Raw genomic sequence first — 26,775 nt, forward strand, 5'->3', positions numbered from 1 at the left:
AGATGTCACGGATCGGACGACTCCCGATCGCCGTGCCCGGTGGTGTGGACGTCGCCATCGACGGTCAGACGGTCAGCGTGAAGGGACCCAAGGGCGCGCTCAGCCACAAGGTCGCCGCGCCGATCACCGTCGAGCGCGACGAGGACGGCACGCTGCGGGTGCAGCGCCCCAACGACGAGCGGCAGAACCGCGCCCTGCACGGGCTCTCGCGGACTCTGATCGCGAACATGATCACCGGCGTCACCGAGGGCTACACCAAGACCCTCGAGATCGTCGGTGTCGGTTACCGCGTCCAGGCTCGCGGCTCGGACCTCGAGTTCGCCCTGGGCTTCAGCCACCCCGTGCCGGTGAAGGCCCCCGAGGGCATCACCTTCGCTGTCGAGTCCCCGACCCGTCTGCGGGTCAGCGGCATCGACAAGCAGCTGGTCGGTGAGGTGGCGGCCAAGATCCGCAAGATCCGCAGGCCCGACCCGTACAAGGGCAAGGGTGTGCGGTACCAGGGCGAGGTCGTCAAGCGCAAGGTCGGGAAGACGGGTAAGTGATGGCTCAGGCAACTGCTCCCACGAACGGGAAGACCGCCGGCGGCCGCAAGCCCGTCGGCACCGACATCAGCACGGCGCGCCGCACCTCGCGGCTGCGCCGGCACAACCGGCTGCGCAAGCGGGTCTCCGGCACGCCGGAGCGCCCGCGCCTGGTGGTCAAGCGCAGCTCGCGCCACATCCACGTGCAGATCGTCGACGACACCGTCGGTCGCACCGTGGTGAGCGCCTCCACCATGGACGCCGGCCTGCGCGGCGCCGAGGGCGACAAGTCCGCCCTGGCCCGTCAGGTCGGCGCCCTGGTGGCCGAGCGCGCGAAGGCCGCCGGGATCACGGCGGTCGTCTTCGACCGCGGTGGCAACCGCTACGCCGGGCGCATCGCCGCGCTGGCCGACGGTGCCCGCGAGGGTGGGCTGGACTTCTGATGACCACCCACCGCACCAGCACGAGCGAGCAGATCGAGAGGGACGTCTGATGCCAGGACCACAGCGACGCGGCGGCGGCGCCGGCGGCGGCAACGACCGCCGGGACCGTCGTGACGGCGGGCGGGGCCCCGGAGGCGCGCCCGCCGAGAAGAGCAACTACATCGAGCGCGTGGTGGCCATCAACCGCGTGTCCAAGGTCGTCAAGGGTGGTCGGCGCTTCAGCTTCACCGCCCTGGTGATCGTGGGCGACGGTGACGGCACCGTGGGCGTCGGCTACGGCAAGGCCAAGGAGGTGCCCGCGGCGATCGCCAAGGGCGTCGAGGAGGCCAAGAAGCACTTCTACAAGGTGCCCCGCATCGCCAGCACCATCCCGCACCCCGTGCAGGGTGAGGCAGCGGCCGGCGTGGTGCTGCTGAAGCCGGCCAGCCCCGGTACCGGTGTCATCGCCGGTGGCCCGGTGCGTGCCGTCCTCGAGTGCGCCGGGATCCACGACGTGCTCTCCAAGAGCCTCGGTTCGTCGAACCCGATCAACATCGTGCACGCCACCATGCAGGCGCTGAAGGACCTCGTCCGCCCCGAGGAGATCGCGGCTCGCCGCGGTCTGCCCCTCGAGGACGTGGCCCCGGCCGCCATGCTGCGTGCGCGTGCGGGCCAGGGGGTGTGACGTGGCGCAGCTCAAGGTGACCCAGATCAAGTCGGCCATCGGCACCAAGCCGAACCAGCGCCAGACGCTGCGTTCGCTCGGGCTGAAGCGGATCAACGACTCGGTCGTCCAGGAGGACCGTCCCGAGATCCGCGGGATGGTCGCGACGGTGCCGCACCTGGTCACCGTCGAAGAAGTCTGAGGAAAGACTCGCTATGACACTGAAGGTCCACCACCTGCGGCCGGCCCCCGGCGCCCACACCAAGAAGACCCGCGTGGGTCGTGGTGAGGGTTCCAAGGGCAAGACGGCCGGGCGCGGTACCAAGGGCACCGGCGCGCGGGGCACCGTCTCCGCGCGGTTCGAGGGCGGGCAGACCCCGCTGAACATGCGGCTGCCCAAGCTTTCGGGCTTCAAGAACAACAACAAGGTCGTCTTCCAGGTCGTCAACCTCGACCGGATCGCGGCGCTGTTCCCGCAGGGCGGTCCGGTCAACCCGGACACGCTGGCCGAGGCCGGCGCCGTGCGCCGCGGCCAGCCGGTCAAGGTGCTCGGCACGGGCGACCTCGGCGGGGTCAAGGTCGACGTGCACGCGAACGCCTTCTCCGCCTCCGCGGCCGAGAAGATCGCCGCGGCCGGAGGCAGCACCACCCGCATCTGACAGCAGAAGGACCCCCCTGCCCCTCAGGTCCCCTCGCCGGGGCCCGCCGCGAGTCCGCGAGCGGTGAGGGGCACGGGGGTCCTTTTGCCGCCTCGCACCAGTGCGGGGCGGGCCGATTGCTAACCTGACTCGACCGACAAGGGGAGGGCACGTGCTGCAGGCGTTCGCCGCGGCGTTCCGGACGCCAGACCTCCGGCGCAAGCTGCTGTTCTCCCTGGCGATCATCGCCGTCTACCGGCTGGGGGCCGCGGTCCCCGGGCCCGGTGTCTCGGTGGAGGCGATCAACAGCTGCCTGGAGCAGGCACAGGCCTCGGACCAGCGCGACCTCTACTCGCTGGTGAACCTGTTCTCCGGCGGGGCGCTGCTGCGGCTCTCGGTGTTCGCGCTGGGGATCATGCCGTACATCACGGCGAGCATCATCGTGCAGCTGCTGGTGGTGGTGATCCCGCGCTTCGAGCAGCTGAAGAAGGAAGGGCAGTCGGGTCAGGCCAAGCTGACCCAGTACACCCGGTACCTCACCATCGCGCTGGCCGTGCTGCAGAGCACCGGCATCATCGCGCTGGCCCGCAGCGGGCAGCTGTTCCCGAATTGCTCCGAGGAGATCATCCCCTCGGACTCGGTCTGGACGACGGTGGTCCTGGTCATCGCGCTGACCGCCGGTACCGCGCTGATCATGTGGCTGGGCGAGCTGCTCACCGAGAAGGGGATCGGCAACGGCATGTCCGTGCTGATCTTCACCTCGATCGCGGCGCGCATCCCGGCCGAGGGCGGCTCGATCCTGCAGACCCGCGGCGGCATCGTCTTCGCCGTCGTCTGCGCCTTCGCGGTCGTCATCATCGGCACGGTGGTCTACGTCGAGCAGGCCCAGCGGCGCATCCCGGTCCAGTACGCCAAGCGGATGGTCGGACGCCGCATGTACGGCGGGACCTCGACCTACCTCCCGCTGAAGGTGAACCAGGCCGGCGTCATCCCGGTCATCTTCGCCTCGTCACTGCTGTACCTGCCGCAGCTGATCGTGCAGCTCCAGGGCACCGAGACCGGTGGCGTCCGCCAGTTCTTCGAGACGTACATCATCGACCAGAGCAGCCCCGTCCACATCGCGGTCTTCTTCGGACTCATCGTCTTCTTCACCTACTTCTACGTGTCGATCACGTTCAACCCGGAGGAGCGGGCCGACGACATGAAGCGCTACGGCGGCTTCATCCCGGGCATCCGCCCCGGCCGGCCCACCGCCGAGTACCTGCAGTACGTGCTGTCCCGGATCACCCTGCCCGGGTCGATCTACCTGGGTGTGGTCGCCGTCCTGCCGAACTTCTTCCTGGCCATCACGCAGGAGGGGCAGAACCAGAACTTCCCGTTCGGCGGCGTCGCCGTGTTGATCATGGTCGGAGTGGGGTTGGAGACGGTGAAGCAGATCGAGACGCAACTGAACCAGCGCAACTACGAAGGGTTCCTGAAGTAGTGCGCGTCGTCCTCCTGGGGCCGCCCGGCGCGGGCAAGGGCACCCAGGCGCAGATCATCGCCGGCAAGCTGGGGGTCCCCGCGATCTCGACGGGTGACATCTTCCGGGCGAACGTGAGCGGGCAGACCGAGCTGGGCCGCAAGGCCAAGGTCTACATGGACGCCGGTGACCTGGTCCCCGACGAGATCACGGTGGCCATGGTCAAGGACCGGCTGGCAGAGGCCGACGCCACGGGTGGCTTCCTGCTCGACGGCTTCCCCCGCACCATCGCGCAGGCCGAGCAGCTGCGGTCCTCCCTCCAGGATCTGGGGCACAGGCTGGACCGAGTCCTCGAGCTGGTCGTGGACGAGGACGAGCTGGTCCGCCGGCTCTCCGGCCGGCGGATGCTCGTCGACGGCCAGATGGTCCAGCGGGACGACGACAAGCCCGAGACCGTCCGGCACCGGCTGAAGGTGTACCGGGAACAGACAGCACCGCTGTCGGACTTCTACGAGGGCGAGGGGCTGCTCGAGCGGATCGACGCGATCGGCTCCGTCGAGGAGGTCACCTCGCGCGCGTTGCGCGCCCTGGGTGTCGACGGCGACGGCGAGGCCGGTCAGCCGGCCGCCGTCTGATCCGGCGGCCGGGCGCGGTGGAGGAGCGACGCGGCAGATGACGGCAGGAATCCTCGGCCGCCTCCCGTTGCTCGCGAAGTGGAGTGGACGCATGATCCAGATCAAGACGCCGCACGAGATCGAGCTGATGCGGGGGGCCGGGCTGGTCGTCGCTGGGGCGATCGCGGCGGTCCGGGCCGCCATCCGGCCGGGGGTGACCACCGGCGAGCTCGACGCGATCGCCGAGGACCACATCCGCAGCGCGGGGGCGGTGCCCTCGTTCCTCGGGTACCACGGGTTCACGGGCAGCATCTGCGCGTCGATCAACGACGAGATCGTGCACGGCATCCCGCGCAAGGACCGGACGCTGGCGACCGGTGACAACATCTCGGTCGACTGCGGCGCCATCCTGGACGGGTGGCACGGCGATTCGGCCGTGACGATGACCGTCGGCGAGCCCTCGGCCGAGGATGCCGGGCTCATGGCCGTCACCGAGCGCTCGATGTGGGCCGGTCTCGCCCGGGCGGTCGCGGGGGGCCGGCTCACCGACATCAGCTCTGCCGTGGAGCAGGAGATCCGCCGCGAGCAGCACCCGTACGGCATCGTCGACAACTACGGCGGCCACGGCATCGGCACCGAGATGCACCAGGACCCGCACGTGCTGAACTACGGGCGTCCCGGCCGCGGACCCAAGCTCGTGCCCGGGCTGGCGCTGGCGATCGAGCCCATGGTGACGGTGGGAGACCCGGCGACGGTCGAGCTCGAGGACGGTTGGACCGTCGTCACCAAGGACGGGTCGCGCGCCGCGCACTTCGAGCACACGGTGGCGATCACGCCGGAGGGCCCGTGGGTCCTCACCGCCGAGGACGGTGGCGTCGCCGGCCTCGCCCCGTTCGGCATCACGCCGCGCACCTGAGAGGACCCCGCTGCCCCACCGCTCGCACGCTTGCGGTGGGTCCCTGCAGCGGGGCCGTTCCAGCACGTCACCGGGGCCGTTCCGGTTCGCCACCCCGGGGTGCGGGCCGTCACCCCCGGGGCGGGTTGGTGACTGGTGGGGCACCGGGGTACGATCTTCTGTGGCGCTAGCGCCGTTCCATGGTCGTGCTGTGGCCGCATGACCCGGAGCGCCCTCTGCGAGAGCGTCAGCACCACCCGATCTGCAATCTCCGAGCGCGTCCAGCCGGGTACCGGCGCGGGCGCACGAGGATCCAGTACCACCGAGTCAAGGAGTGCGTGTAGGGCATGGCGAAGAAGGACGGGGCCATCGAGGTCGAGGGTCGCGTCGTCGAGCCGCTGCCCAACGCGATGTTCCGGGTCGAGCTGCAGAACGGGCACCGGGTGCTCGCCCACATCAGCGGCAAGATGCGGCAGCACTACATCCGCATCCTGCCCGAGGACCGCGTGGTCGTGGAGCTCTCGCCCTACGACCTGACCCGCGGTCGCATCGTCTACCGCTACAAGTGACCGTCGCGGACCCGCACGTCCTGCGGGGTCCCGGCACATCGATTTCGAGGAATGAGGGGCGGCACCGGTGAAGGTCCAGCCGTCGGTGAAGAAGATCTGCGACAAGTGCAAGGTGATCCGCCGGCACGGCCGGGTCATGGTCATCTGCGACAACGCCCGGCACAAGCAGCGCCAGGGCTGAGGGAGTACCAGAACATGGCACGACTGGCTGGCGTCGACCTGCCCCGCGAGAAGCGGATGGAGATCGCGCTCACCTACATCTATGGCATCGGCAAGCACCACGCCAAGGAGACCTTGGCCGCGACGGGCGTCAACCCCGACCTGCGTGCCAAGGACCTCAGCGACGAGGACCTGCTGAAGCTGCGCGACTACATCGACGAGCACTTCCGCGTCGAGGGTGACCTGCGCCGTGAGGTGGCCGCCGACATCCGTCGCAAGGTGGAGATCGGTTGCTACCAGGGTCTGCGGCACCGCCGTGGCCTCCCGGTGCACGGTCAGCGCACCCGCACCAACGCGCGCTCGAGCAAGGGCCCGCGCAAGACCATCGCCGGCAAGAAGAAGGCCGGCAAGAAGTAGGCCGCGAGAGCGCGTCGTCGCAGAGCCCGTGAGGGGGGAGCGACGACGCGCACGCGTGCTGCCTCTCTAGGCCACGAAGAGAAGGAATCCACAGACACATGCCTCCCAGGGCTCGCGCCGCGGCCGGTGCCAAGAAGGTCCGCCGCAAGGAGAAGAAGAACGTCGCTCACGGTGCTGCGCACATCAAGAGCACGTTCAACAACACGATCGTCTCGATCACCGACCCGACCGGGAACGTGATCAGCTGGGCCTCCGCCGGCCACGTCGGCTTCAAGGGCTCGCGCAAGTCCACGCCGTTCGCCGCGCAGATGGCCGCCGAGAACGCCGCCCGCAAGGCGCAGGAGCACGGCATGCGCAAGGTCGACGTCTTCGTGAAGGGTCCCGGCTCCGGCCGCGAGACCGCGATCCGCTCCCTGCAGGCCACCGGCCTCGAGGTCGGGCAGATCCAGGACGTGACGCCGCAGCCGCACAACGGCTGCCGCCCCAAGAAGCGCCGCCGGGTCTGACCGGCCACCGACGAGATCGAACGAGGTAGATAGACGTGGCCCGTTACACCGGAGCCGACTGCCGCCTGTGCCGGCGCGAGAAGATGAAGCTGTTCCTCAAGGGCAGCAAGTGCGAGTCCCCGAAGTGCCCGATCGAGATCCGGCCGTACCCGCCGGGCGAGCACGGCCGGGGTCGCAGCAAGGACAGCGAGTACCTGCTGCAGCTGCGCGAGAAGCAGAAGGCCCGCCGCATCTACGGCGTGCTCGAGAAGCAGTTCCGCGGCTACTACGAAGAGGCCAACCGCAAGACCGGCAAGACCGGTGAGGTCCTGCTGCAGATCCTCGAGTCGCGGCTGGACAACGTGGTCTACCGGGCCGGCTTCGCCGAGTCCCGCGACATGGCCCGCCAGCTGGTGCGCCACGGCCACATCCGGGTGAACGGCCGCAAGGTCGACATCCCGTCCTACCGCGTCAGCGAGAACGACATCGTCGAGGTCGCCGAGAAGTCGCGCACCATGATGCCGTTCGAGGTGGCGCAGGCCCGTGCCGGCGAGCGTCCCGTGCCGCCGTGGCTGGAGGTCATCAGCAGCCAGCTGCGCGTGCTCGTCCACAGCATCCCGGCCCGTCAGGTGATCGACACCCCGGTACAGGAGCAGCTGATCGTGGAGCTCTACTCCAAGTAGCAGTTCGTCCCCAGGTGCCGGGATCCCCGATCCCGGCACCTGGGGTCACGGCTCCGTCGGGCGGACAGATGCCCGCGCGGAGCCAGCACCACCCCCTCACGGCGTCATATGGCGGGTGCCGGAGGACCTGAAGGAGAAATGAAATGCTCATCGCACAGCGCCCCACGCTGACCGAGGAGACCATCACCGAGCAGCGCTCGCGGTTCGTCATCGAGCCGCTCGAGCCGGGTTTCGGGTACACCCTCGGCAACTCCCTGCGGCGCACGCTGCTGTCGTCCATCCCCGGTGCCGCTGTCACCAGCATCCGCATCGAGGGCACCCTGCACGAGTTCACCACCGTGCCGGGCGTCAAGGAGGACGTCACCGAGATCATCCTGAACCTCAAGAGCCTGGTCGTCAGCTCCGACTCCGACGAGCCGGTGACGATGTACCTGCGCAAGCAGGGCCCGGGTGAGGTGACCGCCGCGGACATCGCGCCGCCCGCCGGCGTCGAGGTGCACAACCCCGACCTCCACATCGCCACCCTGAACGGCAAGGGTCGCCTGGAGATCGAGCTGGTCGTCGAGCGCGGTCGCGGCTACGTGCCGGCGCCGCAGAACAAGCAGCCCGGCCAGGAGATCGGCCGCATCCCCGTCGACTCGATCTACTCGCCGGTCCTCAAGGTCACCTACGCCGTCGAGGCGACCCGTGTCGAGCAGCGCACCGACTTCGACCGCCTCGTCGTCGACGTCGAGACCAAGCCCTCCATCGCCCCGCGCGACGCCATCGCGTCGGCCGGGTCGACGCTGGTGGAGCTGTTCGGCCTGCTGCGCGAGCTGAACATCGACGCCGAGGGCATCGAGGTCGGGCCCAGCCCGGCCGAGGCCGCCGACATCGCGAACTTCTCGATGCCGATCGAGGACATGGACCTCACCGTCCGGTCCTACAACTGCCTCAAGCGCGAGGGTGTGCACACGGTCGGCGAGCTCGTCACCCGTTCCGAGGCCGACCTCCTCGACATCCGCAACTTCGGGGCCAAGTCGATCGACGAGGTCAAGATGAAGCTGGCCGCCATGGGCCTGGCGCTCAAGGACAGCCCGCCCGGGTTCATCCCCACCTCGATCGAGAGCTACGACGAGGGGTACGAGACCGACGCCTACCAGGGCACCGGCGAGTACGCGGCGGGTTACGACCAGGCGCAGTACGACGACGGCTCCTACCAGGAGACCGAGCAGCTCTAAGAGGAACCCGTCCTCCCCACCCTTCGCGAGCTCGGGGTGGGCCCCGGGACGGGGCCAGCCGGGCGGCGGGGCGACCCGCCGTCCGGCGCAGCCGTTCGACACGCAACACTGGACGAGCACCACAGACGCTTTGCACCACGGATGCAGCCGGCACCGAGCGCCCGGCCGCCTGAGGAAGGACCGACATGCCCACCCCCACCAAGGGCCCCCGTCTCGGCGGGTCCCCCGCGCACGAGCGGCTGATGCTGGCGAACCTGGCCACCTCGCTGTTCGAGCACGGGCGGATCACCACCACCGAGGCGAAGGCCAAGCGGCTGCGTCCGCTGGCCGAGAAGCTGGTGACCTTCGCGAAGCGCGGTGACCTGCACGCCCGTCGTCAGGTGATGACGACCATCCGTGACAAGGACGTCGTCCACACCCTGTTCGCCGAGATCGGTCCTCGTTACGAGAACCGCCCCGGCGGCTACACCCGCATCACCAAGGTCGGCCCGCGGAAGGGCGACAACGCCCCCATGGCGGTCATCGAGCTGGTCGAGGCCCTGACCGTGGGGCAGCAGGCCGTCGGCGAGGCCGAGCGTGCCCGTGGCACGCAGTTCGCCACCGGTGCCGGTGCTGCCGCCGCGTCCGGCGAGGTCACCGCCGACGCGGTCGAGCCGACCGACTCCGCGGACTCCGTGGACAGCCCGGAGTCGGCCGACAACGCCGACTCCGGGGACAGCGCCGACTCCCCGGACGAGGTCGCCGCCGAGGCGCCCGCCGCGGATGCCGACGCCGAGGGCACGGACGCCCGATGAGCGAGCCCCAGGACGTCCCGGGTGCGGGCGCGGCCGGCGTCTCCGCCGGTGGCGGCGACCAGGGGGCCACGTTCGAGGGTGAGACCACCGGTCCCGGCGGCGACACCTCGCCGGCCGTCACCGACGGCGGCGTGAGCGACGAGGCCCAGGAGGTCGTCACCGACCTCTACAACCCCGACGACGAGCGCCAGGACGGCGGCGACGTGACACCGCAGCCGCAGCGTGAGAACGCCGCCGTCGTGGAGGACCCCGCGCTCTCGCCGGAGGTGGCCCGCGCCGCTGCGGCGGAGGTCGAGGCTGCCGAGCTCGGCGACGCGGCGACGGCCAGCGAGCAGTACCAGGGCGGCGACGCCGCGCCCGACCCGCAATGACACTCGAGAACGTGACCGGCCGCTGATCACGCATCAGCCGCAGGACGAGCCCGCCACCGACCCCGGTGGCGGGCTCGTCCGTCTCCGGCTGGCCGTGCAGTACGATGGCACCGGCTTCCACGGCTGGGCCCGCCAGCCGGCGGTGCGGACCGTGCAGGAAGAGTTGGAGCGCGGTCTCGCGACGGTGCTGCGCCGGGACGTCGACCTCACGGTGGCCGGCCGCACCGACGCGGGCGTGCACGCCACCGGCCAGGTCGTGCACTGCGACGTGCCGCGGGAGGTGTGGGCCGAGCAGCACGCGAAGCTGGTCCGCCGGCTGCGGGGCGTGCTGCCGCCGGACGTCGTGGTCCGCTCGATCACCGAGGCGCACCCGGAGTTCGACGCGCGCTTCGGTGCCCTGGCCCGCCACTACGCCTACCGGTTGACCGATGACCCGGCCGGCCCGCCGCCGCTGCGCCGCACCGACACGGTGGCCTGGCCCCGCCGGCTCGACGCCGCCGCCATGGACCTCGCCGCCGGCCTGCTCCTCGGCGAGCACGACTTCGCCGCCTACTGCAAGCGGCGGGAGGGGGCGACCACCATCCGCACCCTGCTGCGGCTGAGCGTCTCGCGCATGGCGGAGGACGCCGGCGTCGAGGTGGTCCGCATCGACGCCTCGGCCGACGCCTTCTGCCACTCCATGGTGCGCAGCCTCGTGGGCGGGCTGATCGCGGTCGGCGAGGGGCGGCGCCCGTTGGACTGGCCGGCCGGTCTGCTGCAGCGCACCGGGCGTGCCAGCGAGGTGCCGGTCGCCCCCGCCCACGGACTGACGTTGATCGCCGTCGACTACCCGCCGGACGCCGGGCTCGCTGCCCGGGCCGGCGTCACCCGGGCCCGTCGGGGCGGGTGACGCCAGGGCCGGCGGGCGTCGCCCGGGTCGATCACGGCACCGCGGCGACCGCCTCCGCGATCGGCGTCCCGCCCGCGACCAGCTCGACGACCGCACCGTCGCGCGGGTGGTCCAGGAACTCCAGCAGGACGGCGGCGACGTCGTCGCGCGGGATCTCCCCCCGCTCGACGTGCCGGTCGAGGGTGACCTGGCCCGTGCCGGCGTCGTCGGTGAGCCCGCCCGGTCGCAGCACGGTCACCGCCAGCCCCGGACGCGCGAGGAGGTCCTGCTCGGCGGCCAGCTTCGCGCGCAGGTAGGCGGCGAACACGTCGTCGAGGCCCTCGGGCGTGCCGCTCCCGGCCACGAGGTCGGTGCCCATGGAGGAGACCAGCAGGTAGGGGCGCACGCCCGCGCGCTCGGCGGCGTCGGCGAGCAGTACCGCGGCGCCCCGGTCGACGCTGTCCTTCCGCTCGGCCCCGCTGCCCGGGCCGGCGCCCGCGGCGAAGACGACGGCGTCGGCGCCTCGCACCACCTCGGCGACGTCGCCGACCGAGGCGGACTCGAGGTCGATCACCGCCGGCGTGGTGCCGTCGGCCTCCAAGTCGGCCCGGTGGTCGGGGTTGCGGACGAGGCCGACGACGGTGTCGCCGCGGCTGGACAGCAGACGGCCGAGGCGGCGGGCGACCTGCCCGTGGGCCCCGGCGATGACGATGCGCATTCCCGGGCCCTACCCGGGAGGCATCCCCGCTACCGCCCGCGCCCGCGCCAGCTCCTCGGGGGTGTCGCAGTCCAGCCACGGAGCGGGCCGTCCTGGCTCGACCGGCGGGGACCAGCGGTCGACGTCGAGCCCGGACACCACCCGGTGCAGCGCCCGGGGGCCGGCCGGGTCCGCCACGGCCGCGCGCAGCGCCGCGGTGCGCCAGGCGCCGAGCAGGAACTGGTCGCGGCCGGTGTCGTCGACCACCAGCACCCCGTCGCGGCGCAGCCGCCGGCGCAGCTCTCCGACGAGGTCGGCGGTGAGGAACGGGAGGTCGGCGGCGAGGACGACGACGGTGGCGGTGTCCACGTGCTCCAGACCGGCGCGCAGCGCAGCGACCGGCCCCCCGCCGGGCGGCGTCTCGCGGGTCAGGACGACGCCGGCGAGGACCTCCTGCGCGGGTCCGACCACGACCCGCCGCCGCGCGTCGGCCACCGCGTCGAGGACGGCGCCGAGCAGCGTCCGGCCGCCGACGCGCAGCTGGGGCTTGGCCTGCCCGCCGAGTCGTTCGGCCCGGCCACCGGCCAGGACCACGGCCGAGTAGAGGGTCAGCGGGTCCACACCGTCACCGTAGGCGCGCGGCATGGGTACCGTCGCCCGCGTGGGACGAGTCACCAGCCGCACCCCGGTGCTGCGCATCCGCGGTCCGCAGCACACCACCCGGCCCGACACGGTCGCCGCGGAAGAGCCGCTGGAGATCCGGCTGGGCGGCACCGCCCTCGCGATCACGATGCGCACGCCCGGCGACGACTTCGACCTGGTGCACGGGTTCCTGGCGACCGAGGGCGTGATCCGGGGGGCCGACGACGTCGCCGGTCTGCGCTACTGCGACTCCGTGGACGCCGACGGCCGCAACACCTACAACGTCGTGGACGTCGACCTCGCGCCCGGCGTGCCGGTGCCCGACACCGGCCTGGAGCGGAACTTCTACACCTCCAGCTCCTGCGGCGTGTGCGGCAAGGCGAGCATCGACGCCATCCGCACCAAGACCTCCTTCGACGTCGCCGCCGACGCGGTGGAGCTGCCGCTGGAGGTGCTGCTGGCGCTGCCCGACCGGCTGCGCGCCGCGCAGCAGGTCTTCGACAAGACCGGTGGGCTGCACGCCGCGGGGTTGTTCACCGCCGACGGGGAGCTGCGCGCCCTGCGGGAGGACGTCGGGCGGCACAACGCCGTGGACAAGGTGATCGGCGACGGCGTCCGCGAGGGCCGGCTGCCGCTGGCCGGGCAGGTGCTGATGGTGAGCGGCCGGGCCAGCTTCGAGCTGACCCAGAAGGCGGCCATGGCGGGCATCCCGGTGCTGGCCGCGGTCTCGGCACCGTCGTCCCTGGCGGTGGAGCTGGCGCGCGAGGTGGGCATCACCCTGGTCGGCTTCCTGCGCGGCGACGGCTGCAACGTCTACACCCGCACCGAGCGGATCGAACTGCCCGCATAGGCGTACCGCTCGGCAGCACCCGCCTGCCGATGCATCGCCAGCCGATGCATGAGGCGCTAGCCTGGGGCGGTGACCGCACGGCCGCTCACCGAGCCCGCCTTCCTCGTGCTGGCGGCGCTCGCCGACCGGCCCCGGCACGGCTACGGCGTGATCGGCGAGGTGGAACAGCTCTCCGGCGGGCGGGTGAGGCTGCGGGTCGGCACCCTGTACGGGGTGCTCGACCGGCTGGTGGCAGAGGGGGCCATCGAGCCGGAGCGCGAGGAGGTGCACGCCGGGCGGGTGCGCCGGTACTACCGGCTCACCGGCGCGGGCCGGCAGGTGCTGGAGGCGGAGGTGGCGCGCCTGGAGGCCAACGCCCGCGCTGTCCGGGGGCGGCTGGCGGTGCGCCCGGCATGAGCCCCCTCGAGGAGCGGTACCGGCGGCTGCTGCGCCTCCTCCCGGAGCCCGCCCGGTCCCGGTGGGCCGACGACATGGTCGGGACGTACCTGGCGGCCACCACCCGGGACGACCCGGAGTACGCCGAGTTCGGCAGCCCCACGCCGGCCGACCGCCTCGACGTCCTGCGGCTGGCGCTTCGACTGCACCTGGGGGCACCGGGGGCGACGCTGCGCGCCGTGGCAGCTGGGCGGACGGTGCGCCTGGTCGCACTGACGGGCAGCGTCGCGCTGGCGACGCAGGGCCTGGTCGGCCTGGCCATGGCGGCGTGGGTCCACGGCCTCGTGCCGGGTGTGCCCGCCCCGCAGCTCCCCGGGCCGCTGCTCCTCGGTCCGGAGGCGGCCCTCGGGTACGTCGTGGACGTCCTCCTCGTGGCCCTGGCGGTGTGCCTGGTCCGCGGTGCGGCGACCGCCCGGCCGCTCGCCGTCGCAGCCCTCCTCGGCCTGGTGCTCGCCACGTCGCTGCGGCTCGGCGGGCCGACGACGCTGCCGGCGGTGCTGTCGCTGGTCACGTGGGCGGTGCCGCTGCTCGCGGCCGTGCTCGTGCCCGCCGAGCCGGTGCCCCCGCGGGCCCGGTGGCAGGTCGTCGTCCCGGCCCTCGTCACCCTCCTGGGGCCGGTCGTCGCGACGGCCGGGTGGGCCGCCTCGAGGCCGGAGCGCGAGCCGGGGGCGTGGTTGCTGGCGCTGGGCCAGCCGGTCGGCTGGTGGGTGGTGGCGCTCGTCGCTGCCGGGGCGGCCGTGCTGTCCCGCCCCTCGGCGACGGCGGTGGGGCGGCTGGGCGTCGCCGCACTGGGCGTCGCGCTGCTCCCGTCGTTGGCGGGCCAGTTGGCCTACGGCGTTGTGGCCGGCTACCGGGCCGTCGTCGTCACCGGGCTGGTCCTCGTCGCCGGAACGGTCCTGGTCACCGGGTCGTCCGGTGTCCGGCACGTGCGCGCGCTGCCGGCCGGGGCCACCGGCGACCGGAGCCGCTGATCCCCGCGGCGGTCAGCTGTGGTCGCCGCCGCGCAGCTGGCTGACCACGTGCGGGAGCAGCGGCGCCAGGACGGCGAGCCCGTCCTTCGCCCCGCCGGTCGAGCCGGGCAGGTTGACGATCAGCGTGCGCCCCGCCGTCCCGGCCAGGCCGCGGGAGAGGACCGCCGTCGGCACCCCGTTCTCGGCCCCGTAGCGGCGGACCGCCTCGGCGATGCCCGGCGCCTCCCGCTCCAGCACCGCGCGGGTGGCCTCGGGCGTGACATCGGTGGGGGAGAGCCCCGTGCCGCCGGTGGTCAGCACGACGTCGAACCCGGCGTCGACCGCGTTGCGGAGCACGGCCTCCAGTTCGGTCGCGTCGTCCGCCCGCACGTGCGGCCCCTCCACGTCGAACCCGAGCTCGGCGAGGCCGTCGGCGAGGGCCTTGCCGCTGCGGTCGTCGTAGACGCCGGCGTACGCGCGGTTGGAGGCCGTGAGCACCATCGCGCGGGCGTCCGGCGGCAGCGGGGCGGTCACCGGGTCCACTCGCCGCTCTTGCCGCCGGACTTGCGCAGCAGCCGGACGTCGGTGATGGCCGCCCGCGGGTCGACCGCCTTCACCATGTCGATCATGGTCAGCCCGGCCACGGTGACCGCGGTGAGCGCCTCCATCTCCACCCCGGTGCGGTCGGCGGTGCGGGCGGTCGCGGTGATCTCGACGGCGTCGTCGGCGACCTCGAGGTCGACGGTGACCCCGTGCAGCGCGATCGGGTGGCACAGCGGCACGAGGTCCGGCGTCCGCTTGGCCCCGGCGATGCCGGCGATCCGCGCCACGGCCACGGCGTCGCCCTTGGGCACCCCCTCGCCGCGCAGCAGGCCCACGACCTCCGGGCTGACCAGCACCCGGCCGGCGGCGGTGGCCTCGCGGGCGGTCACGGTCTTCGCGGAGACGTCGACCATCCGGGCGGCGCCGGACTCGTCGACGTGGGTGAGACGCGGCTCGCTCACTGGAGTGCTCCCTCGATCAGCACGACGTCCACGGAGGCGCCGGCGGGCAGTTCGGTGACGTCCTCGGGCACGACGACCAGGCAGTTGGCGCGGGCCAGGTGCGCGACCAGGTGCGAGCCGGGCCCGCCGACCTGGGAGACCTCGCCGCCGTCGTAGCGGCCGCGCAGGAACTGGCGGCGGCCTGCGGGGGAGCGCAGCGGCCCGGACAGCCGCGCCGGCGCCCGTAGGCGGTCGGGTGCGGTGTGCCCGAGGGCGCGGCGCAGCGCCGGGCGGACGAACACCTCGAAGGAGACGAAGGCACTGACCGGGTTGCCGGGCAGGGTGACCACGGGGACGCCGTCGACGGTGCCGGCGCCCTGGGGGCCGCCGGGCTGCATCGCGACCTTGCCGAACTCGACCGTGCCGAGCGTGCGGAAGGCGTCCTTCACGACCTCGTAGGCGCCGGCGCTCACGCCGCCGCTGGTGATCAGCAGGTCCGCTGTCGCCACCTCGGCGCGCACGGTGGCGAGGAACTGCTCGACGTCGTCGGGCACGAAGTGCAGTCGCCGCGGCACGCCCCCGGCCTCCTCCACCGCGGCGGCCAGCAGCGCGGAGTTCGACTCGTAGATCTGGCCGCGCGCGAGTGGCTGCCCCGGCGCGACGAGCTCGCTGCCGGTGGAGAGGACGAGCACCCGCGGCCGGCGCCGCACGACGAGCTCCGAGACGCCCACCGCCGCGGCCAGGCCCAGCTGGGCGGCGCCGAGCGGGGCGCCGGCGCGGAGTGCGACGGTGCCGGCGGCGATGTCCTCACCGGCGCCCCGCAGGTGGCTCCCCGCCGCGGGCCGGTCGCGGATCTCCACGACGTCGGTGCCGCCGTCGGTGAGCTCCACGGGGACGACGACGTCCGCGCCCGGGGGCAGCGGGGCCCCGGTCATGATGCGGTGGACGGTGCCCGGCGCCAGCGGGACGACGTCGGTGCGCCCGGCGGGGATGTCCTCGGCCACCGGCAGCCGCACCGGGCCGCCGTCTGCGCCGGCGAGCTCGGCCCACCGGCCCGCGTAACCGTCCATCGCCGAGTTGTCGAAGCCGGGCAGCGGCACCTCGGCGACGACGTCGCGCGCCAGCACCCGGCCGTGCGCCTCGGCCAGGGGGACGGTCTCCTCGGGCAGGGCACGCAGCAGGGCGTTCACCGCTGCCTGGTGTTCCTCGACCGTCCGCACGGGGCACATCCTCGCCCATCGCCGCACACCCGACAGCGGCGGTGGGCGGGAGGTGCGTGCATGGCAGCGGTCGTCGTGCTGGGGCAGGTCGGCCGCGACCTGGTGCTGCGGCTCCCGGCGGTGCCGGAGGCCGGCGGCTCGGCCTCCGCCACGGGCCGCGCGGAGCTGCTCGGCGGGAAGGGGGCCAACCAGGCGGTCGCGCTCGTGCAGCTCGGTGTCCCGGTGGCGCTGGTCGGCGTCGTCGGGGACGACACCGCGGGGAGGGACGTGCTGGCGCAGGCGGCAGCCGACGGCATCGACGTCTCCTGCGTCGTTCCGCGGCCGGGCACGCCGACCGCGCTCCTGCTGGACCTGGTCGAGGACGGCGGCCGGCGACGGCTGGTGGAGGACGTCCCGCCCGGTGCGCTGCTCACCCCCGCCGACGTGGGCGCCGCCGGGGGGACGGTCGCGGGCTGCCAGGTGCTGAGCCTCCAGCTGCAGCAACCGGGCGCGGCCGTGCGCGCGGCGCTGGAGCGGGTACCCCGGACGGCGCTCGTCGTGGCCGACGGGGCACCGGAGGACGAGGCGACCCGGAACGCGGTGCTCGGGCGCGCGGACGTCGTCCGGGCCGACGCCGCCGAGGCCGAGCTCCTGGTGGGCCGGCGGCTGTCCGGGCTGGACGACGCGCGGGACGCCGCCGCGCGGCTGCTCGCGGCGGGTCCCCGGCTGGTGGCGCTGGCGGTCGGCGAGCAGGGCGACCTGGTGGCGTGGCGCGCAGGCCCCGCGCCCGGTGCGGCAGCGGGGATCGGGGAGGTCGACCCGGCGTGGACCGACGGCGAGCTGCTCGTGCCGCGGCTGGGCGGCCCACCGGTCGACCCCACCGGTGCCGGGGACGTCTGGGTAGCCGCGCTCGTCGCGGCGCTGCGCGGCCGGGGCGGTCCGGAGGAGGCAGCGTGGCTCGGCGCCGCGGCGGCGGCCTCGACGGTGGCGCACGCAGGAGGCCGGCCGGCGCTGGACCCGGCGGCGCTGGCCGAGGTGATCGACCGGGAGCGCGACCGGCACGGCGCCCGGTTATCGTCCGGTCGTGGCTGAGATCGACCGGATGCTCGAGACGAACGCGGCCTGGGCGGGGCAGGCCCCCGGGCTCGGTGGGCCGGCACGCCCCTCCCGGGGCGCGGCCGTGGTGGCGTGCATGGACGCCCGGATGGACGTCTACCGGCTGCTGGGGCTGGTGCCGGGTGAGGCGCACGTCATCCGCAACGCCGGCGGTGTGGTGACCGACGACGTGCTGCGCTCGCTCGCCATCTCCCAGCACGTGCTCGGCACCCGCGAGGTGGTGCTGGTGCACCACACCCGTTGCGGCCTGGCCGGGGCCGACGAGGCCGCCTTCGCCGACCAGGTCGAGCAGGCGACCGGGCAGCGCCCGCCGTGGCCGATGCGCGCCTTCGCCGACGTCGAGGAGGACGTCCGGGAGTCGATGCGGCTGGTGCGCGAGTCCCCGTACCTGCTCGCCGCCGAGGTGCGGGGAACGGTCTACGACGTCGACACCGGACGGCTGCGCACCGTCGTCTGAGCGCGGGCGGGGAGCCGCCTCGACGCTGCTGGTATCGTGCCCGGTTGGCGCGCGTGCCGGCTGGTGCCGCGCGTGCAGATCCGTCTCCCGTGCTCGGCGAGGCGATCCCACCAGCCATCCCGACGACGACGGAGGACGCGCGCCGTGCGCACGTACACGCCCAAGCCCGGCGAGGTCGCCCGGGCCTGGCACGTCATCGACGCCACCGATGTGGTGCTCGGTCGACTGGCCAGCCAGACCGCGCAGCTCCTGCGCGGCAAGCACAAGCCCCAGTACGCCCCGCACGTGGACGTCGGCGACTTCGTCGTCATCGTCAACGCCGGCAAGGTCGCCCTGACCGGGTCCAAGCGGGACGACAAGCTCGCCTACCGGCACTCCGGCCACCCGGGTGGTCTCAAGACCATCAACGTGGGTGACCAGCTGCGCACGCACCCCGACCGCGTCATCGAGCGCGCCATCAAGGGCATGCTCCCGCACAACACGCTGGGTCGGCAGATGCTGAAGAAGCTCAAGGTCTACGCCGGCCCGGAGCACCCGCACGCCGCGCAGCAGCCCCAGACCTACGAGATCAAGCAGGTGGCCCAGTGACCAGCGCACTGACCGTGACCGACGCCGAGGGGCGTCCGGTGCAGACCGTCGGCCGTCGCAAGGAGGCCGTCGTCCGCGTGCGGCTGCTCCCCGGCACCGGCCAGTTCAAGCTCAACGGCCGCACCCTCGAGGAGTACTTCCCGAACAAGGTGCACCAGCAGCTCATCCGTGAGCCGTTCGTGACCCTCGAGAAGGCCGAGCAGTACGACGTCGTCGGCCTCCTCAAGGGTGGCGGCGTCACCGGGCAGGCCGGCGCGCTGCGCCTCGCCATCGCCCGCGCCCTCATCGAGGTGGAGGCCGAGGACCGCCCGGCCCTCAAGAAGGCCGGCTTCCTGACCCGCGACCCGCGGGTCAAGGAGCGCAAGAAGTACGGGCTCAAGAAGGCCCGCAAGGCGCCCCAGTACTCCAAGCGCTGACGGTACGGCGGCGTCGTCCATGGGGGGGAGACTCTTCGGGACCGACGGCGTCCGGGGTCGGGCCAACTCCGACCTCACGCCGGAGTTGGCCCTCTCGGTGGCACGTGCCGCCGCAGGAGTGCTCGCCGACCGCGACGGGACCTCGCGTCCCGTCGCGGTCGTCGGCCGCGATCCCCGCGCCAGCGGGGAGATGCTCGAGGCCGCGGTCGTCGCGGGTCTCGCGAGCGCCGGAGCCGAGGTCCTCCTCGCCGGGGTCGTGCCGACCCCGGCGCTGGCCTGGCTGACCGGCCGCAGCGGCGCCGACCTCGGCGTCATGATCTCGGCCAGCCACAACCCGATGCCCGACAACGGCATCAAGCTGTTCAGCCGCGGTGGGCACAAGCTGCCCGACGTTCTCGAGGCCGCCATCGAGCGGACCGTCACCTCCGGCTCCTCCGACGGGCACCGCCCCACCGGGAGCTCCATCGGCCGCGTCAGCGCGCTCGCCGACGGCACCGACGCCTATGTCGAGCACCTGCTCTCGACCGTCGACCGTCCGCTGAGCGGGGTCTCGGTCGTCGTGGACGCCGCGCACGGCGCGGCTGCGGCCGCCGCCCCCGAGGTCTACCGGCGCGCGGGGGCCACGGTGCACGCCATCGGCTGCGAGCCCGACGGCTGGAACATCAACGACGGCGTGGGGTCCACGCACCTCGGGCTGCTGGTCGAAGCCGTCCGGGGGCGCGGCGCCGACATCGGGCTGGCCCACGACGGGGACGCCGACCGGTGCCTGGCCGTGACCGCCGACGGCGAGGTCGTGGACGGCGACGCCATCCTCGCGATCTGCGCGCTCGACCTGCACGAGCGCGGGGCGCTGAAGTCGGACACCGTCGTCGCCACGGTGATGAGCAACCTCGGCTTCCACCACACGATGCGCGACGCCGGCATCTCGGTGAGCACGACGGCGGTCGGTGACCGCTACGTGCTGGAGGCGCTGCGCGCGCACGACCTGAGCCTCGGCGGGGAGCAGAGCGGGCACCTGGTCTTCCTGGAGCACGCCACCACCGGCGACGGCCTGCTCACCGGGTTGGCCCTGCTCTCCCGGATGGCAGGCACCGGCGTCTCGCTGGCGGAGCTCGCCTCCGTGGTGCAGCGGCTGCCGCAGGTGCTGGTCAACGTGCCCGTCTCCGACCGCCTCGCGGTGGCCGCCAGCGACGAGGTCGCCGCCGCGGTCAACGCGGTGGAGGCCGAGCTCGGCGACACCGGCCGGGTCCTGCTGCGGCCCTCGGGCACCGAGCAGCTGGTCCGCGTCATGGTGGAGGCCCCCACGCAGGATCAGGCCGACGCCGTCGCGCAGCGGCTCGCGGCCGTCGTCGCCGCGGTCGGCTGACCCCACCGGCCTCACCCTTCGGAGCCGTGCCTCCGCGTGCGGGAACGGACGGGGCGCGGTCCCCGGTACCCTCGGACCAATGTGCGGCATCGTGGGATACGTCGGCCCCCAGGACGCTCTGGCCGTCGTGCTGGAGGGGCTGCGCCGGCTCGAGTACCGCGGGTACGACTCCGCGGGCATCGCCGTCGTCGCCGACGGCGCGCTGAGCTCGGCGAAGAAGGCCGGCAAGCTGGCCAACCTGGAGAAGGTGCTGGCCGACCAGCCGCTCCCGGCCGCGACGATCGGCATCGGGCACACGCGCTGGGCCACCCACGGCGGCCCCACCGACCGGAACGCCCACCCGCACGTCTCCGCTGACGGCACGGTCGCGGTGATCCACAACGGGATCATCGAGAACTTCGCCGCGCTGCGGGCCGAGTGCGAGGCCACCGGTGTGGAGTTCAGCTCGGAGACCGACACCGAGGTCGTCGCCCACCTGCTGGCCGCCGTCTACGGGTCGACGCCGGAGGGGCCCGGCCGGCTGGCCGAGGCGATGCGCGCGGTCTGCCGGCGGCTGGAGGGCGCGTTCACCCTCGTCGTCACGCACGTCGCCGAGCCCGACACCCTCGTCGCCGCCCGGCGCAGCAGCCCGCTGGTGGTCGGCATCGGGGAGGCCGGCGACGGCACCGCCGAGTACTTCCTGGGCTCCGACGTCGCCGCGTTCATCGGGCACACCAAGCAGGCGCGCGAGCTCGGCCAGGACCAGGTGGTCGAGATCGACCGCACGCGCGGGTTGACCGTCACGGACTTCTCCGGCGGGAGCGTCGAGCCCAAGGCCTACACCGTCGACTGGGACGCCGCCGCCGCCGAGAAGGGCGGCTACGACTGGTTCATGCTCAAGGAGATCGCCGAGCAGCCGCAGGCGATCGCCGACACGCTGCTCGGCCGGCTGAGCGAGGACGGCGAGCTCGTCCTCGACGAGGTGCGGCTGTCGGACCAGGAGCTCCGCGACATCGACAAGATCTTCGTCGTCTCCTGCGGCACCAGCTACCACGCCGGCCTGATCGCCAAGTACGCCATCGAGCACTGGACCCGGATCCCGGTCGAGGTGGAGGTCGCCAGCGAGTTCCGCTACCGCGACCCGGTGCTGGACCGGTCCACGCTCGTCGTCGTCATCAGCCAGTCGGGCGAGACCATGGACACCCTGATGGCGCTGCGGCACGCCAAGGACCAGAAGGCCCGCGTGCTGGCGATCTGCAACGCCAACGGCTCGACCATCCCGCGCGAGTCCGACGCCGTCCTCTACACCCACGCCGGCCCCGAGATCGCGGTCGCCTCGACCAAGGCGTTCCTCGCCCAGATCGTGGCCTGCTACCTCGTCGGGCTCTTCCTGGCCCAGGTGCGCGGCGTCAAGTACGAGGACGAGATCGCCGCGATCGTCGAGGACCTGCGGCAGCTGCCCGACGCCGTGGAGCGGGTGCTCGAGCAGATGGAGCCGGTGCGCGCGCTGGGCCGGTCGCTGGCCGACGCGAACACGATTCTCTTCCTGGGCCGGCATGTCGGATTCCCGGTGGCGCTCGAGGGGGCGCTGAAGCTGAAGGAACTCGCCTACATCCACGCGGAGGGCTTCGCGGCTGGCGAGCTGAAGCACGGGCCGATCGCCGTCATCGACCAGGGCACCCCGGTCGTCGTCATCGTGCCCTCGCCGCGCAGCCGCAACTCGGTGCACGGCAAGGTCGTCTCCAACATCCAGGAGGTGCGGGCCCGCGGGGCGCGCACGATCGTGATCGCCGAGGAGGGCGACGAGGACGTCGTCCCCTTCGCCGACGAGCTGATCCGGGTGCCCCGCACGCCGACGCTCATGGCCCCGGTGGTGACGACGGTGCCGCTGCAGGTGCTGTCCTGCGAGATCGCCGACACGCGCGGCTACGACGTCGACCAGCCGCGCAACCTCGCCAAGAGCGTCACCGTCGAGTGAGTTCCCTGTTGATCAGGTGACCTGGTCGTCGGGGGTCCTGGCTCAGTGTCGACGGTGAGCCAGGACCTGCTGCGGTGAGCCAGGACGGCGGGTAGACGGCAGACTGGGCGGCGTGATTATCGGGGTGGGGATCGACGTCGTGCCGGTCGACCGCTTCGCGCGGTCGCTGACCCGGACGCCGGGGCTGCGCGATCGGCTGTTCACCCCCGACGAGCAACGCACCCCGTCGGGCGCCCCGCGGACCGGGGAGTCGCTGGCCGCGCGGTTCGCCGCCAAGGAGGCCCTCGCCAAGGCGCTGGGCGCCCCCGGTGACCTGCACTGGCACGACGCCGAGGTGACCGTCGGCGCCCACGGGCGGCCGCAGCTGGCCGTGCGCGGATCGGTGGCCGGGCGGGCCGCCCAGCTCGGCGTCACCTCGTGGCACGTCTCGCTGAGCCACGACGGCGGCATCGCCTCCGCGGTGGTCGTCGCGGAGGGCCTGACCCGGGAGGCGACATGATCGAGCTGCACACGGCTGCCGAGGTCCGCGCGGCCGAGGCCCCGCTGCTGGCCGCCCTGCCCGACGGCGCGCTCATGCAGCGCGCGGCCGCCGGCCTGGCCACCGTGTGCCTGCGGCTGCTGGGCCGCCCGTACGGCGCCCGGGTCACCGTCCTGGCGGGTGCGGGGAACAACGGGGGCGACGCGCTCTTCGCCGGCGCACGGCTCGCCGCCCGGGGGGCGCGCACGACCGCCATCCTGCTCGCACGCGACCGCGCCCACCCGGCGGCGCTCGCCGCCTTCCGCCGCGCCGGTGGCCGCACCGTCGAGGCGGCGGCGGCCGGACCGGTGCTCGACCGGTCGGACCTCGTGCTCGACGGGATCGTCGGCCTCGGCGGCTCCGGCGGGCTCCGCGAACCGGCCGCCGCGCTGGTCGATCGGGCCGCGGCGGGGCCGGCGCTGATGGTCGCCGTCGACCTGCCCAGCGGGGTGGACGCCGATACCGGTGCCATGGCCGGCGCCGCCTTCCCGGCGATGCACACGGTGACCTTCGGGGCGGTCAAGCCCGGTCTGGTCGTCGGGGCCGGCCGCGGCTCCGCCGGGCAGGTGCACCTGGTCGACATCGGGCTGGGGCCGCACCTGCCGGCGCCGTCGGCCCGGCAGCTGACCGACGCCGACGCCGCCGCCCGCCTGCCGCTCCCGGACGCCGACGACGACAAGTACTCGCAGGGGGTCGTCGGTGTCGTCGCCGGCTCGGCCACCTACCCGGGGGCCGGCGTCCTCTGCACCGGGGCGGCGCTGCGCACGCGGCCCGGGCTGGTGCGCTACGCCGGGACGGCCGCCGACGGGGTCCGGGCCGCGTGGCCGGAGGCGATCGTCACCGACGGCCGGCCGGGGGACGCCGGACGCGTGCAGGCGTGGGTGATCGGACCGGGTCTGGGCACCGGGGACGAGGCCCGCAGCGTGCTGGCCGAGGTGCTCGCCACCGACCTGCCCGTGCTCGTCGACGCCGACGGGTTGACCCTGCTGGCCGCCGAGCCGGAGCTGGTGCGCCGCCGGTCGGCTCCCACCGTCCTCACCCCGCACGACCGGGAGTTCGCCCGCTTCGGCACCGAGCCCGGCGACGACCGGATCGGGGCCACCCGCCGGCTGGCCGCGGACCTGGGGGCCGTCGTCCTGCTGAAGGGCGACGCGACCGTGGTCGCCGACCCGGACGGCACCGCCTTCGTCAACGGCACCGGCACCCCGTGGCTGGCCACCGCCGGCACGGGGGACGTGCTCTCGGGGATCGCCGGTGCGCTGCTCGCCGCGGACCTGCCCGCGGTCGAGGCGGCGGCGGTGGCCGCGCACGTGCACGGCCGGGCCGGGCAGGTCGCCGCGGCGCACGGGCCGTTCATCGCCGGCGACGTCGTCCGACACCTGCCGGAGGCGGTCGCGCGGGTGCGCGGTACCCCGTCGGCCGGCCTGCCAGACTCGGGGGCGTGACGAACGGGACCGGTGCCGAGGTGGTCGTCGACCTCGACGCGATCGCGGCGAACACCGCGGCGCTGCGCGGACGGGTCGGCCGGCCGCTGATGGCGGTGGTGAAGGCCGACGGGTACGGGCACGGCCTGGTGCCCGCGGCGCGGGCTGCGCTCGCCGGCGGCGCCGACCAGCTCGGCGTCGCCGTCGTGAGCGAGGCGCTGGACCTGCGGGCCGCGGGCGTCACCGCGCCGGTGCTGGCCTGGCTGAACGGCCCGGGTGCGGACGTCGCCGCCGCGCTCGCCGCTGACGTCGAGGTGTCGGTCAACGCCACCTGGGGCCTGGCCGAGGTGGTGGCCGCGGCTCGCGCGACCGGCCGGTCCGCCCGGCTGCACCTGTTCGTCGACACCGGGCTCTCCCGGGAAGGTGCCCCCGTCGCCGAGTGGCCCGCGCTCGTCGCCGCGGCGGTCCGGGCGGAGGCCGACGGGGATGTCGTGGTCACCGGGCTGTGGAGCCACCTCGCCTACGCCGACGCCCCGGACCACCCGACCATCGGCGCGCAGGTGCGGGTGTTCGAGGAGGCGGTCGCGGTCGCCCGGGCGGCCGGGCTCACCGACGCCCGCCGGCACCTGGCCAACTCGGCGGCGACGGTCGCGCTGCCCGGCACCTGGTACGACATGGTGCGCCCCGGCGTCGCCGTCTACGGGCTGGACCCGCTCGGCGGGGACGCCGCCGACCACGGGCTGCGGCCGGCGATGACGGTGCGCGCCCGCGTCGCGCTGACCAAGCGGGTCCCCGCCGGCGCGGGCGTCTCCTACGGCCACACCTACGCGACCGCGGCCGAGACCACGCTGGCCCTGGTGCCCGCCGGCTACGCCGACGGGGTGCCGCGGGCCGGGGGCAACACCGCGCCCGTCCTTGCGGCGGGGAAGCAGCGGACCATCGCCGGGCGGGTGTGCATGGACCAGTTCGTCCTCGACGTCGGGGACGACCCGGTCGCCGCCGGTGACGAGGTGGTCCTCTGGGGGCCGGGGGACGCGGGGGAGCCCACCGCCCAGCAGTGGGCGGACGCCGTCGGCACCATCCACTACGAGCTGGTCACCCGGATCGGCGGCCGGTTCGCCCGCCGCTACGTCGGGTCGGCGGGGGCGGTCTGATGGCCCGCAGGCGGCCGCAGCCGCCCCGGCGCGCGGCCGAGCACCCGAAGGGGCGCACCGCCGGTGTGGTCGGTGCCGTCGTCGGGCTGGCCGCCGCGGGCACCGCCGCCGGCGTCGCCCTCAGCCGCGTCGCGGCCCGCCGGGTGCGCGCCGCCGAGCTGGGCCCCGCGGCGGACGTGGCGACGGCGCTGGCCGAGAGCCGGCTGCGCCAGGTCGACCCCATGGGCGCCGGGGCGCGGCCGGCCGACCGCACCGCGCTGGTGCAGGCCGACGACGGCGTGCTCCTCGCGGTCGAGGAGATCGGCCCCCGCGACGCGCCGCTGACCGTCGTCTTCGTGCACGGCTACACGCTGTCGATGGCGTCGTGGGCGTTTCAGCGCCGCACCCTCGGCGCGGAGCTCGCCACCGGGAACGGGCACCGCCCGCAGGCCCGCCTGGTCTTCTTCGACCAGCGGGGTCACGGCTCGTCCGGCCGCGGTGCACCGGAGCACTCCACCATCGACCAGCTGGCCCGCGACCTGCTCGCGGTCCTGGACGCCCGCGCGCCCCGGGGCCCGGTGGTCCTGGTGGGGCACTCGATGGGCGGCATGACGGTCATGGGGCTCGCAGCGCTGCGGCCCGAGCTGTTCGGCACGCGGGTGCGGGGTGCCGCGCTGCTCTCCACCTCCAGCGGGAACCTCGCCGACCTGAGCTTCGGGCTGCCCGAGATGCTCACCCGCGTGCGCGCCGCGGTGCTCCCGGTCGCCGCGTGGACCATGCGGCACCGGCCCTCGTTCGCCGAGCGCACCCGCCGGGTGGCGGCCGACCTGGTGTCGGCGGCGACCAAGGCGCTCTCGTTCGGCTCGTCCGACGTGGACCCGGCCCTGGTGCGCTACGTCGACGCGATGATCGCGGGCACGCCGGTCGACGTCATCGCCGAGTTCTACCCGGCGCTGGCCGGCCTCGACGAGACCGGCCGGCTGGAGCCGCTGCGCCGGGTCCCCACCCTCGTGCTGACGGGTGACCGGGACACGATGATCCCGCAGGAGCACAGCGAGCTCATCGTCGAGCGGCTCACGCAGACCGGGGAGAACGCCGTCGAGTACGTGGTCGTGCCCGGCGCCGGGCACATGGTGCTCCTGGAGCAGCCCGACGAGGTGAGCCGGGCGATCGCCGGACTGCTCCGCCGCGTGGCGGCCGGGGCGGACGTCGGCGCGACGAGCTGACCCGGCCGCCCGGGCGGGTCCGCCGCCGCGGCTAGGG

The 26,775-nt window shown here is 73.9% G+C and carries 35 protein-coding genes; 30 read left to right on the forward strand and 5 right to left on the reverse strand.

Annotation, left to right across the window (positions count from 1 at the left end; all coding sequences use genetic code 11):
• Window positions 1–2 precede the first annotated feature (2 nt).
• The 17 genes from rplF to truA all read left to right on the forward strand — a co-directional run bounded on the left by rplF (window position 3) and on the right by truA (window position 10,803).
• Window positions 3–542: a 50S ribosomal protein L6 gene (rplF, locus tag QOZ88_RS02450; RefSeq protein WP_305998211.1), complete on the forward strand. Its 540-nt coding sequence runs from the start codon at window positions 3–5 to the stop codon at window positions 540–542.
• Window positions 542–964 (forward strand): 50S ribosomal protein L18, encoded by a 423-nt coding sequence (rplR, locus tag QOZ88_RS02455; protein WP_305998212.1) that lies wholly within the window; start codon window positions 542–544, stop codon window positions 962–964. Before rplF ends, rplR begins: the two co-directional genes overlap by 1 nt.
• 49 nt (window positions 965–1,013) lie before the next feature.
• A complete protein-coding gene (gene rpsE, locus QOZ88_RS02460; RefSeq protein WP_026857030.1) occupies window positions 1,014–1,628 on the forward strand; it encodes a 30S ribosomal protein S5 in 615 nt (204 codons plus the stop codon).
• A 1-nt stretch (window position 1,629) separates the two neighbouring features.
• Window positions 1,630–1,809: a 50S ribosomal protein L30 gene (gene rpmD, locus QOZ88_RS02465; RefSeq protein WP_113811322.1), complete on the forward strand. Its 180-nt coding sequence runs from the start codon at window positions 1,630–1,632 to the stop codon at window positions 1,807–1,809.
• A gap of 13 nt (window positions 1,810–1,822) precedes the next feature.
• Window positions 1,823–2,266 (forward strand): 50S ribosomal protein L15, encoded by a 444-nt coding sequence (rplO, locus tag QOZ88_RS02470; protein WP_305998213.1) that lies wholly within the window; start codon window positions 1,823–1,825, stop codon window positions 2,264–2,266.
• A 151-nt stretch (window positions 2,267–2,417) separates the two neighbouring features.
• Window positions 2,418–3,728 carry a preprotein translocase subunit SecY gene (gene secY, locus QOZ88_RS02475; protein ID WP_305998214.1) on the forward strand — a complete coding sequence of 437 codons (1,311 nt, stop codon included), beginning with the start codon at window positions 2,418–2,420 and terminating at the stop codon, window positions 3,726–3,728.
• A complete protein-coding gene (locus tag QOZ88_RS02480) occupies window positions 3,728–4,342 on the forward strand; it encodes an adenylate kinase (RefSeq protein ID WP_305998215.1) in 615 nt (204 codons plus the stop codon). Before secY ends, QOZ88_RS02480 begins: the two co-directional genes overlap by 1 nt.
• A gap of 91 nt (window positions 4,343–4,433) precedes the next feature.
• Complete coding sequence (map, locus tag QOZ88_RS02485) at window positions 4,434–5,237, forward strand: type I methionyl aminopeptidase (RefSeq protein ID WP_305998216.1); 804 nt, start codon at window positions 4,434–4,436, stop codon at window positions 5,235–5,237.
• A gap of 326 nt (window positions 5,238–5,563) precedes the next feature.
• Window positions 5,564–5,785, forward strand: coding sequence for a translation initiation factor IF-1 (gene infA, locus QOZ88_RS02490; protein WP_012950459.1), 222 nt, complete (start codon window positions 5,564–5,566; stop codon window positions 5,783–5,785).
• 67 nt (window positions 5,786–5,852) lie between these two features.
• Window positions 5,853–5,966, forward strand: coding sequence for a 50S ribosomal protein L36 (rpmJ, locus tag QOZ88_RS02495; protein WP_012950458.1), 114 nt, complete (start codon window positions 5,853–5,855; stop codon window positions 5,964–5,966).
• A 14-nt stretch (window positions 5,967–5,980) separates the two neighbouring features.
• Window positions 5,981–6,361, forward strand: coding sequence for a 30S ribosomal protein S13 (gene rpsM, locus QOZ88_RS02500; RefSeq protein WP_091929092.1), 381 nt, complete (start codon window positions 5,981–5,983; stop codon window positions 6,359–6,361).
• Between the two features lie 98 nt (window positions 6,362–6,459).
• Entirely contained in the window at window positions 6,460–6,867 is a 408-nt protein-coding gene (gene rpsK, locus QOZ88_RS02505) for a 30S ribosomal protein S11 (RefSeq protein ID WP_012950456.1), read from the forward strand.
• A gap of 35 nt (window positions 6,868–6,902) precedes the next feature.
• Complete coding sequence (gene rpsD, locus QOZ88_RS02510; RefSeq protein WP_091929091.1) at window positions 6,903–7,529, forward strand: 30S ribosomal protein S4; 627 nt, start codon at window positions 6,903–6,905, stop codon at window positions 7,527–7,529.
• 143 nt (window positions 7,530–7,672) lie between these two features.
• On the forward strand, window positions 7,673–8,749 hold the full coding sequence (locus tag QOZ88_RS02515; RefSeq protein ID WP_091929090.1) for a DNA-directed RNA polymerase subunit alpha: 1,077 nt from the start codon (window positions 7,673–7,675) through the stop codon (window positions 8,747–8,749).
• 185 nt (window positions 8,750–8,934) lie between these two features.
• Window positions 8,935–9,543 carry a 50S ribosomal protein L17 gene (gene rplQ / locus QOZ88_RS23245; protein ID WP_305998217.1) on the forward strand — a complete coding sequence of 203 codons (609 nt, stop codon included), beginning with the start codon at window positions 8,935–8,937 and terminating at the stop codon, window positions 9,541–9,543.
• Entirely contained in the window at window positions 9,540–9,914 is a 375-nt protein-coding gene (locus tag QOZ88_RS02525) for a hypothetical protein (protein WP_305998218.1), read from the forward strand. The genes rplQ and QOZ88_RS02525 overlap by 4 nt, the downstream gene beginning before the upstream one ends.
• Window positions 9,915–10,008: 94 nt before the next feature.
• Entirely contained in the window at window positions 10,009–10,803 is a 795-nt protein-coding gene (truA, locus tag QOZ88_RS02530; protein ID WP_305998219.1) for a tRNA pseudouridine(38-40) synthase TruA, read from the forward strand.
• 31 nt (window positions 10,804–10,834) lie between these two features.
• Here truA and QOZ88_RS02535 read toward each other — a convergent pair whose 3' ends face one another.
• Entirely contained in the window at window positions 10,835–11,500 is a 666-nt protein-coding gene (locus tag QOZ88_RS02535) for an NAD(P)H-binding protein (RefSeq protein WP_305998220.1), read from the reverse strand.
• Window positions 11,501–11,509: 9 nt separating this feature from the next.
• Window positions 11,510–12,100 (reverse strand): molybdenum cofactor guanylyltransferase, encoded by a 591-nt coding sequence (gene mobA / locus QOZ88_RS02540; RefSeq protein WP_305998221.1) that lies wholly within the window; start codon window positions 12,098–12,100, stop codon window positions 11,510–11,512.
• A gap of 40 nt (window positions 12,101–12,140) precedes the next feature.
• On the opposite strand from mobA, the gene fdhD reads away from it, so the two are divergent.
• The 3 genes from fdhD to QOZ88_RS02555 all read left to right on the forward strand — a co-directional run bounded on the left by fdhD (window position 12,141) and on the right by QOZ88_RS02555 (window position 14,377).
• Window positions 12,141–12,971, forward strand: a complete 831-nt coding sequence (gene fdhD / locus QOZ88_RS02545; protein ID WP_305998222.1) for a formate dehydrogenase accessory sulfurtransferase FdhD — start codon at window positions 12,141–12,143, stop codon at window positions 12,969–12,971.
• A 69-nt stretch (window positions 12,972–13,040) separates the two neighbouring features.
• Window positions 13,041–13,367, forward strand: coding sequence for a PadR family transcriptional regulator (locus QOZ88_RS02550; protein ID WP_305998223.1), 327 nt, complete (start codon window positions 13,041–13,043; stop codon window positions 13,365–13,367).
• Window positions 13,364–14,377 carry a hypothetical protein gene (locus QOZ88_RS02555; protein ID WP_305998224.1) on the forward strand — a complete coding sequence of 338 codons (1,014 nt, stop codon included), beginning with the start codon at window positions 13,364–13,366 and terminating at the stop codon, window positions 14,375–14,377. The genes QOZ88_RS02550 and QOZ88_RS02555 overlap by 4 nt, the downstream gene beginning before the upstream one ends.
• Window positions 14,378–14,389: 12 nt before the next feature.
• Here QOZ88_RS02555 and QOZ88_RS02560 read toward each other — a convergent pair whose 3' ends face one another.
• Genes QOZ88_RS02560 through moeA form a run of 3 tightly spaced genes read right to left on the reverse strand, consistent with a single transcriptional unit; the run spans window position 14,390 to window position 16,559 of the window.
• Window positions 14,390–14,890 (reverse strand): MogA/MoaB family molybdenum cofactor biosynthesis protein, encoded by a 501-nt coding sequence (locus tag QOZ88_RS02560; RefSeq protein WP_305998225.1) that lies wholly within the window; start codon window positions 14,888–14,890, stop codon window positions 14,390–14,392.
• A complete protein-coding gene (gene moaC / locus QOZ88_RS02565) occupies window positions 14,887–15,360 on the reverse strand; it encodes a cyclic pyranopterin monophosphate synthase MoaC (RefSeq protein ID WP_305998226.1) in 474 nt (157 codons plus the stop codon). Before moaC ends, QOZ88_RS02560 begins: the two co-directional genes overlap by 4 nt.
• Window positions 15,357–16,559 (reverse strand): molybdopterin molybdotransferase MoeA, encoded by a 1,203-nt coding sequence (moeA, locus tag QOZ88_RS02570; RefSeq protein WP_305998227.1) that lies wholly within the window; start codon window positions 16,557–16,559, stop codon window positions 15,357–15,359. Before moeA ends, moaC begins: the two co-directional genes overlap by 4 nt.
• A 60-nt stretch (window positions 16,560–16,619) precedes the next feature.
• Here moeA and QOZ88_RS02575 point away from each other — a divergent pair, with 60 nt between their 5' ends.
• The 10 genes from QOZ88_RS02575 (at window position 16,620) to QOZ88_RS02620 (ending at window position 26,738) form a co-directional block, all read left to right on the forward strand.
• A complete protein-coding gene (locus QOZ88_RS02575; RefSeq protein WP_305998228.1) occupies window positions 16,620–17,630 on the forward strand; it encodes a PfkB family carbohydrate kinase in 1,011 nt (336 codons plus the stop codon).
• The gene (locus QOZ88_RS02580; RefSeq protein WP_305998229.1) at window positions 17,623–18,111 is read left to right on the forward strand and encodes a beta-class carbonic anhydrase; all 489 of its coding nucleotides are present in this window, start codon (window positions 17,623–17,625) and stop codon (window positions 18,109–18,111) included. Before QOZ88_RS02575 ends, QOZ88_RS02580 begins: the two co-directional genes overlap by 8 nt.
• 144 nt (window positions 18,112–18,255) lie before the next feature.
• Window positions 18,256–18,699 (forward strand): 50S ribosomal protein L13, encoded by a 444-nt coding sequence (gene rplM, locus QOZ88_RS02585; RefSeq protein ID WP_091929078.1) that lies wholly within the window; start codon window positions 18,256–18,258, stop codon window positions 18,697–18,699.
• Complete coding sequence (gene rpsI, locus QOZ88_RS02590; protein ID WP_166531810.1) at window positions 18,696–19,115, forward strand: 30S ribosomal protein S9; 420 nt, start codon at window positions 18,696–18,698, stop codon at window positions 19,113–19,115. The genes rplM and rpsI overlap by 4 nt, the downstream gene beginning before the upstream one ends.
• 19 nt (window positions 19,116–19,134) lie before the next feature.
• On the forward strand, window positions 19,135–20,481 hold the full coding sequence (glmM, locus tag QOZ88_RS02595) for a phosphoglucosamine mutase (protein ID WP_305998230.1): 1,347 nt from the start codon (window positions 19,135–19,137) through the stop codon (window positions 20,479–20,481).
• A gap of 79 nt (window positions 20,482–20,560) precedes the next feature.
• A complete protein-coding gene (gene glmS, locus QOZ88_RS02600; protein WP_305998231.1) occupies window positions 20,561–22,438 on the forward strand; it encodes a glutamine--fructose-6-phosphate transaminase (isomerizing) in 1,878 nt (625 codons plus the stop codon).
• A 112-nt stretch (window positions 22,439–22,550) separates the two neighbouring features.
• Window positions 22,551–22,937 carry a holo-ACP synthase gene (locus tag QOZ88_RS02605; protein WP_305998232.1) on the forward strand — a complete coding sequence of 129 codons (387 nt, stop codon included), beginning with the start codon at window positions 22,551–22,553 and terminating at the stop codon, window positions 22,935–22,937.
• Window positions 22,934–24,400, forward strand: a complete 1,467-nt coding sequence (locus QOZ88_RS02610; RefSeq protein WP_305998233.1) for an NAD(P)H-hydrate dehydratase — start codon at window positions 22,934–22,936, stop codon at window positions 24,398–24,400. The genes QOZ88_RS02605 and QOZ88_RS02610 overlap by 4 nt, the downstream gene beginning before the upstream one ends.
• Window positions 24,397–25,533: an alanine racemase gene (gene alr, locus QOZ88_RS02615; RefSeq protein WP_305998234.1), complete on the forward strand. Its 1,137-nt coding sequence runs from the start codon at window positions 24,397–24,399 to the stop codon at window positions 25,531–25,533. Before QOZ88_RS02610 ends, alr begins: the two co-directional genes overlap by 4 nt.
• Entirely contained in the window at window positions 25,533–26,738 is a 1,206-nt protein-coding gene (locus tag QOZ88_RS02620; protein ID WP_305998235.1) for an alpha/beta fold hydrolase, read from the forward strand. The genes alr and QOZ88_RS02620 overlap by 1 nt, the downstream gene beginning before the upstream one ends.
• Window positions 26,739–26,775: the final 37 nt, after the last annotated feature.

Source organism: Blastococcus carthaginiensis (assembly GCF_030731085.1).
Lineage (GTDB): Bacteria > Actinomycetota > Actinomycetes > Mycobacteriales > Geodermatophilaceae > Blastococcus > Blastococcus carthaginiensis.

Excerpts from the sequence above, each read along its gene's own strand:
- rplF (WP_305998211.1), top strand. The coding sequence starts at position 3 with ATGTCACGGATCGGACGACTCCCGATCGCCGTGCCCGGTGGTGTGGAC.
- rplR (WP_305998212.1), top strand. The coding sequence starts at position 542 with ATGGCTCAGGCAACTGCTCCCACGAACGGGAAGACCGCCGGCGGCCGC.
- rpsE (WP_026857030.1), top strand. The coding sequence starts at position 1,014 with ATGCCAGGACCACAGCGACGCGGCGGCGGCGCCGGCGGCGGCAACGAC.
- rplO (WP_305998213.1), top strand. The coding sequence starts at position 1,823 with ATGACACTGAAGGTCCACCACCTGCGGCCGGCCCCCGGCGCCCACACC.
- map (WP_305998216.1), top strand. The coding sequence starts at position 4,434 with ATGATCCAGATCAAGACGCCGCACGAGATCGAGCTGATGCGGGGGGCC.
- infA (WP_012950459.1), top strand. The coding sequence starts at position 5,564 with ATGGCGAAGAAGGACGGGGCCATCGAGGTCGAGGGTCGCGTCGTCGAG.
- rpsM (WP_091929092.1), top strand. The coding sequence starts at position 5,981 with ATGGCACGACTGGCTGGCGTCGACCTGCCCCGCGAGAAGCGGATGGAG.
- rpsK (WP_012950456.1), top strand. The coding sequence starts at position 6,460 with ATGCCTCCCAGGGCTCGCGCCGCGGCCGGTGCCAAGAAGGTCCGCCGC.
- QOZ88_RS02515 (WP_091929090.1), top strand. The coding sequence starts at position 7,673 with ATGCTCATCGCACAGCGCCCCACGCTGACCGAGGAGACCATCACCGAG.
- rplQ (WP_305998217.1), top strand. The coding sequence starts at position 8,935 with ATGCCCACCCCCACCAAGGGCCCCCGTCTCGGCGGGTCCCCCGCGCAC.
- QOZ88_RS02525 (WP_305998218.1), top strand. The coding sequence starts at position 9,540 with ATGAGCGAGCCCCAGGACGTCCCGGGTGCGGGCGCGGCCGGCGTCTCC.
- QOZ88_RS02535 (WP_305998220.1), bottom strand. The coding sequence starts at position 11,500 with ATGCGCATCGTCATCGCCGGGGCCCACGGGCAGGTCGCCCGCCGCCTC.
- QOZ88_RS02555 (WP_305998224.1), top strand. The coding sequence starts at position 13,364 with ATGAGCCCCCTCGAGGAGCGGTACCGGCGGCTGCTGCGCCTCCTCCCG.
- QOZ88_RS02575 (WP_305998228.1), top strand. The coding sequence starts at position 16,620 with ATGGCAGCGGTCGTCGTGCTGGGGCAGGTCGGCCGCGACCTGGTGCTG.
- glmM (WP_305998230.1), top strand. The coding sequence starts at position 19,135 with ATGGGGGGGAGACTCTTCGGGACCGACGGCGTCCGGGGTCGGGCCAAC.
- glmS (WP_305998231.1), top strand. The coding sequence starts at position 20,561 with ATGTGCGGCATCGTGGGATACGTCGGCCCCCAGGACGCTCTGGCCGTC.
- QOZ88_RS02610 (WP_305998233.1), top strand. The coding sequence starts at position 22,934 with ATGATCGAGCTGCACACGGCTGCCGAGGTCCGCGCGGCCGAGGCCCCG.
- QOZ88_RS02620 (WP_305998235.1), top strand. The coding sequence starts at position 25,533 with ATGGCCCGCAGGCGGCCGCAGCCGCCCCGGCGCGCGGCCGAGCACCCG.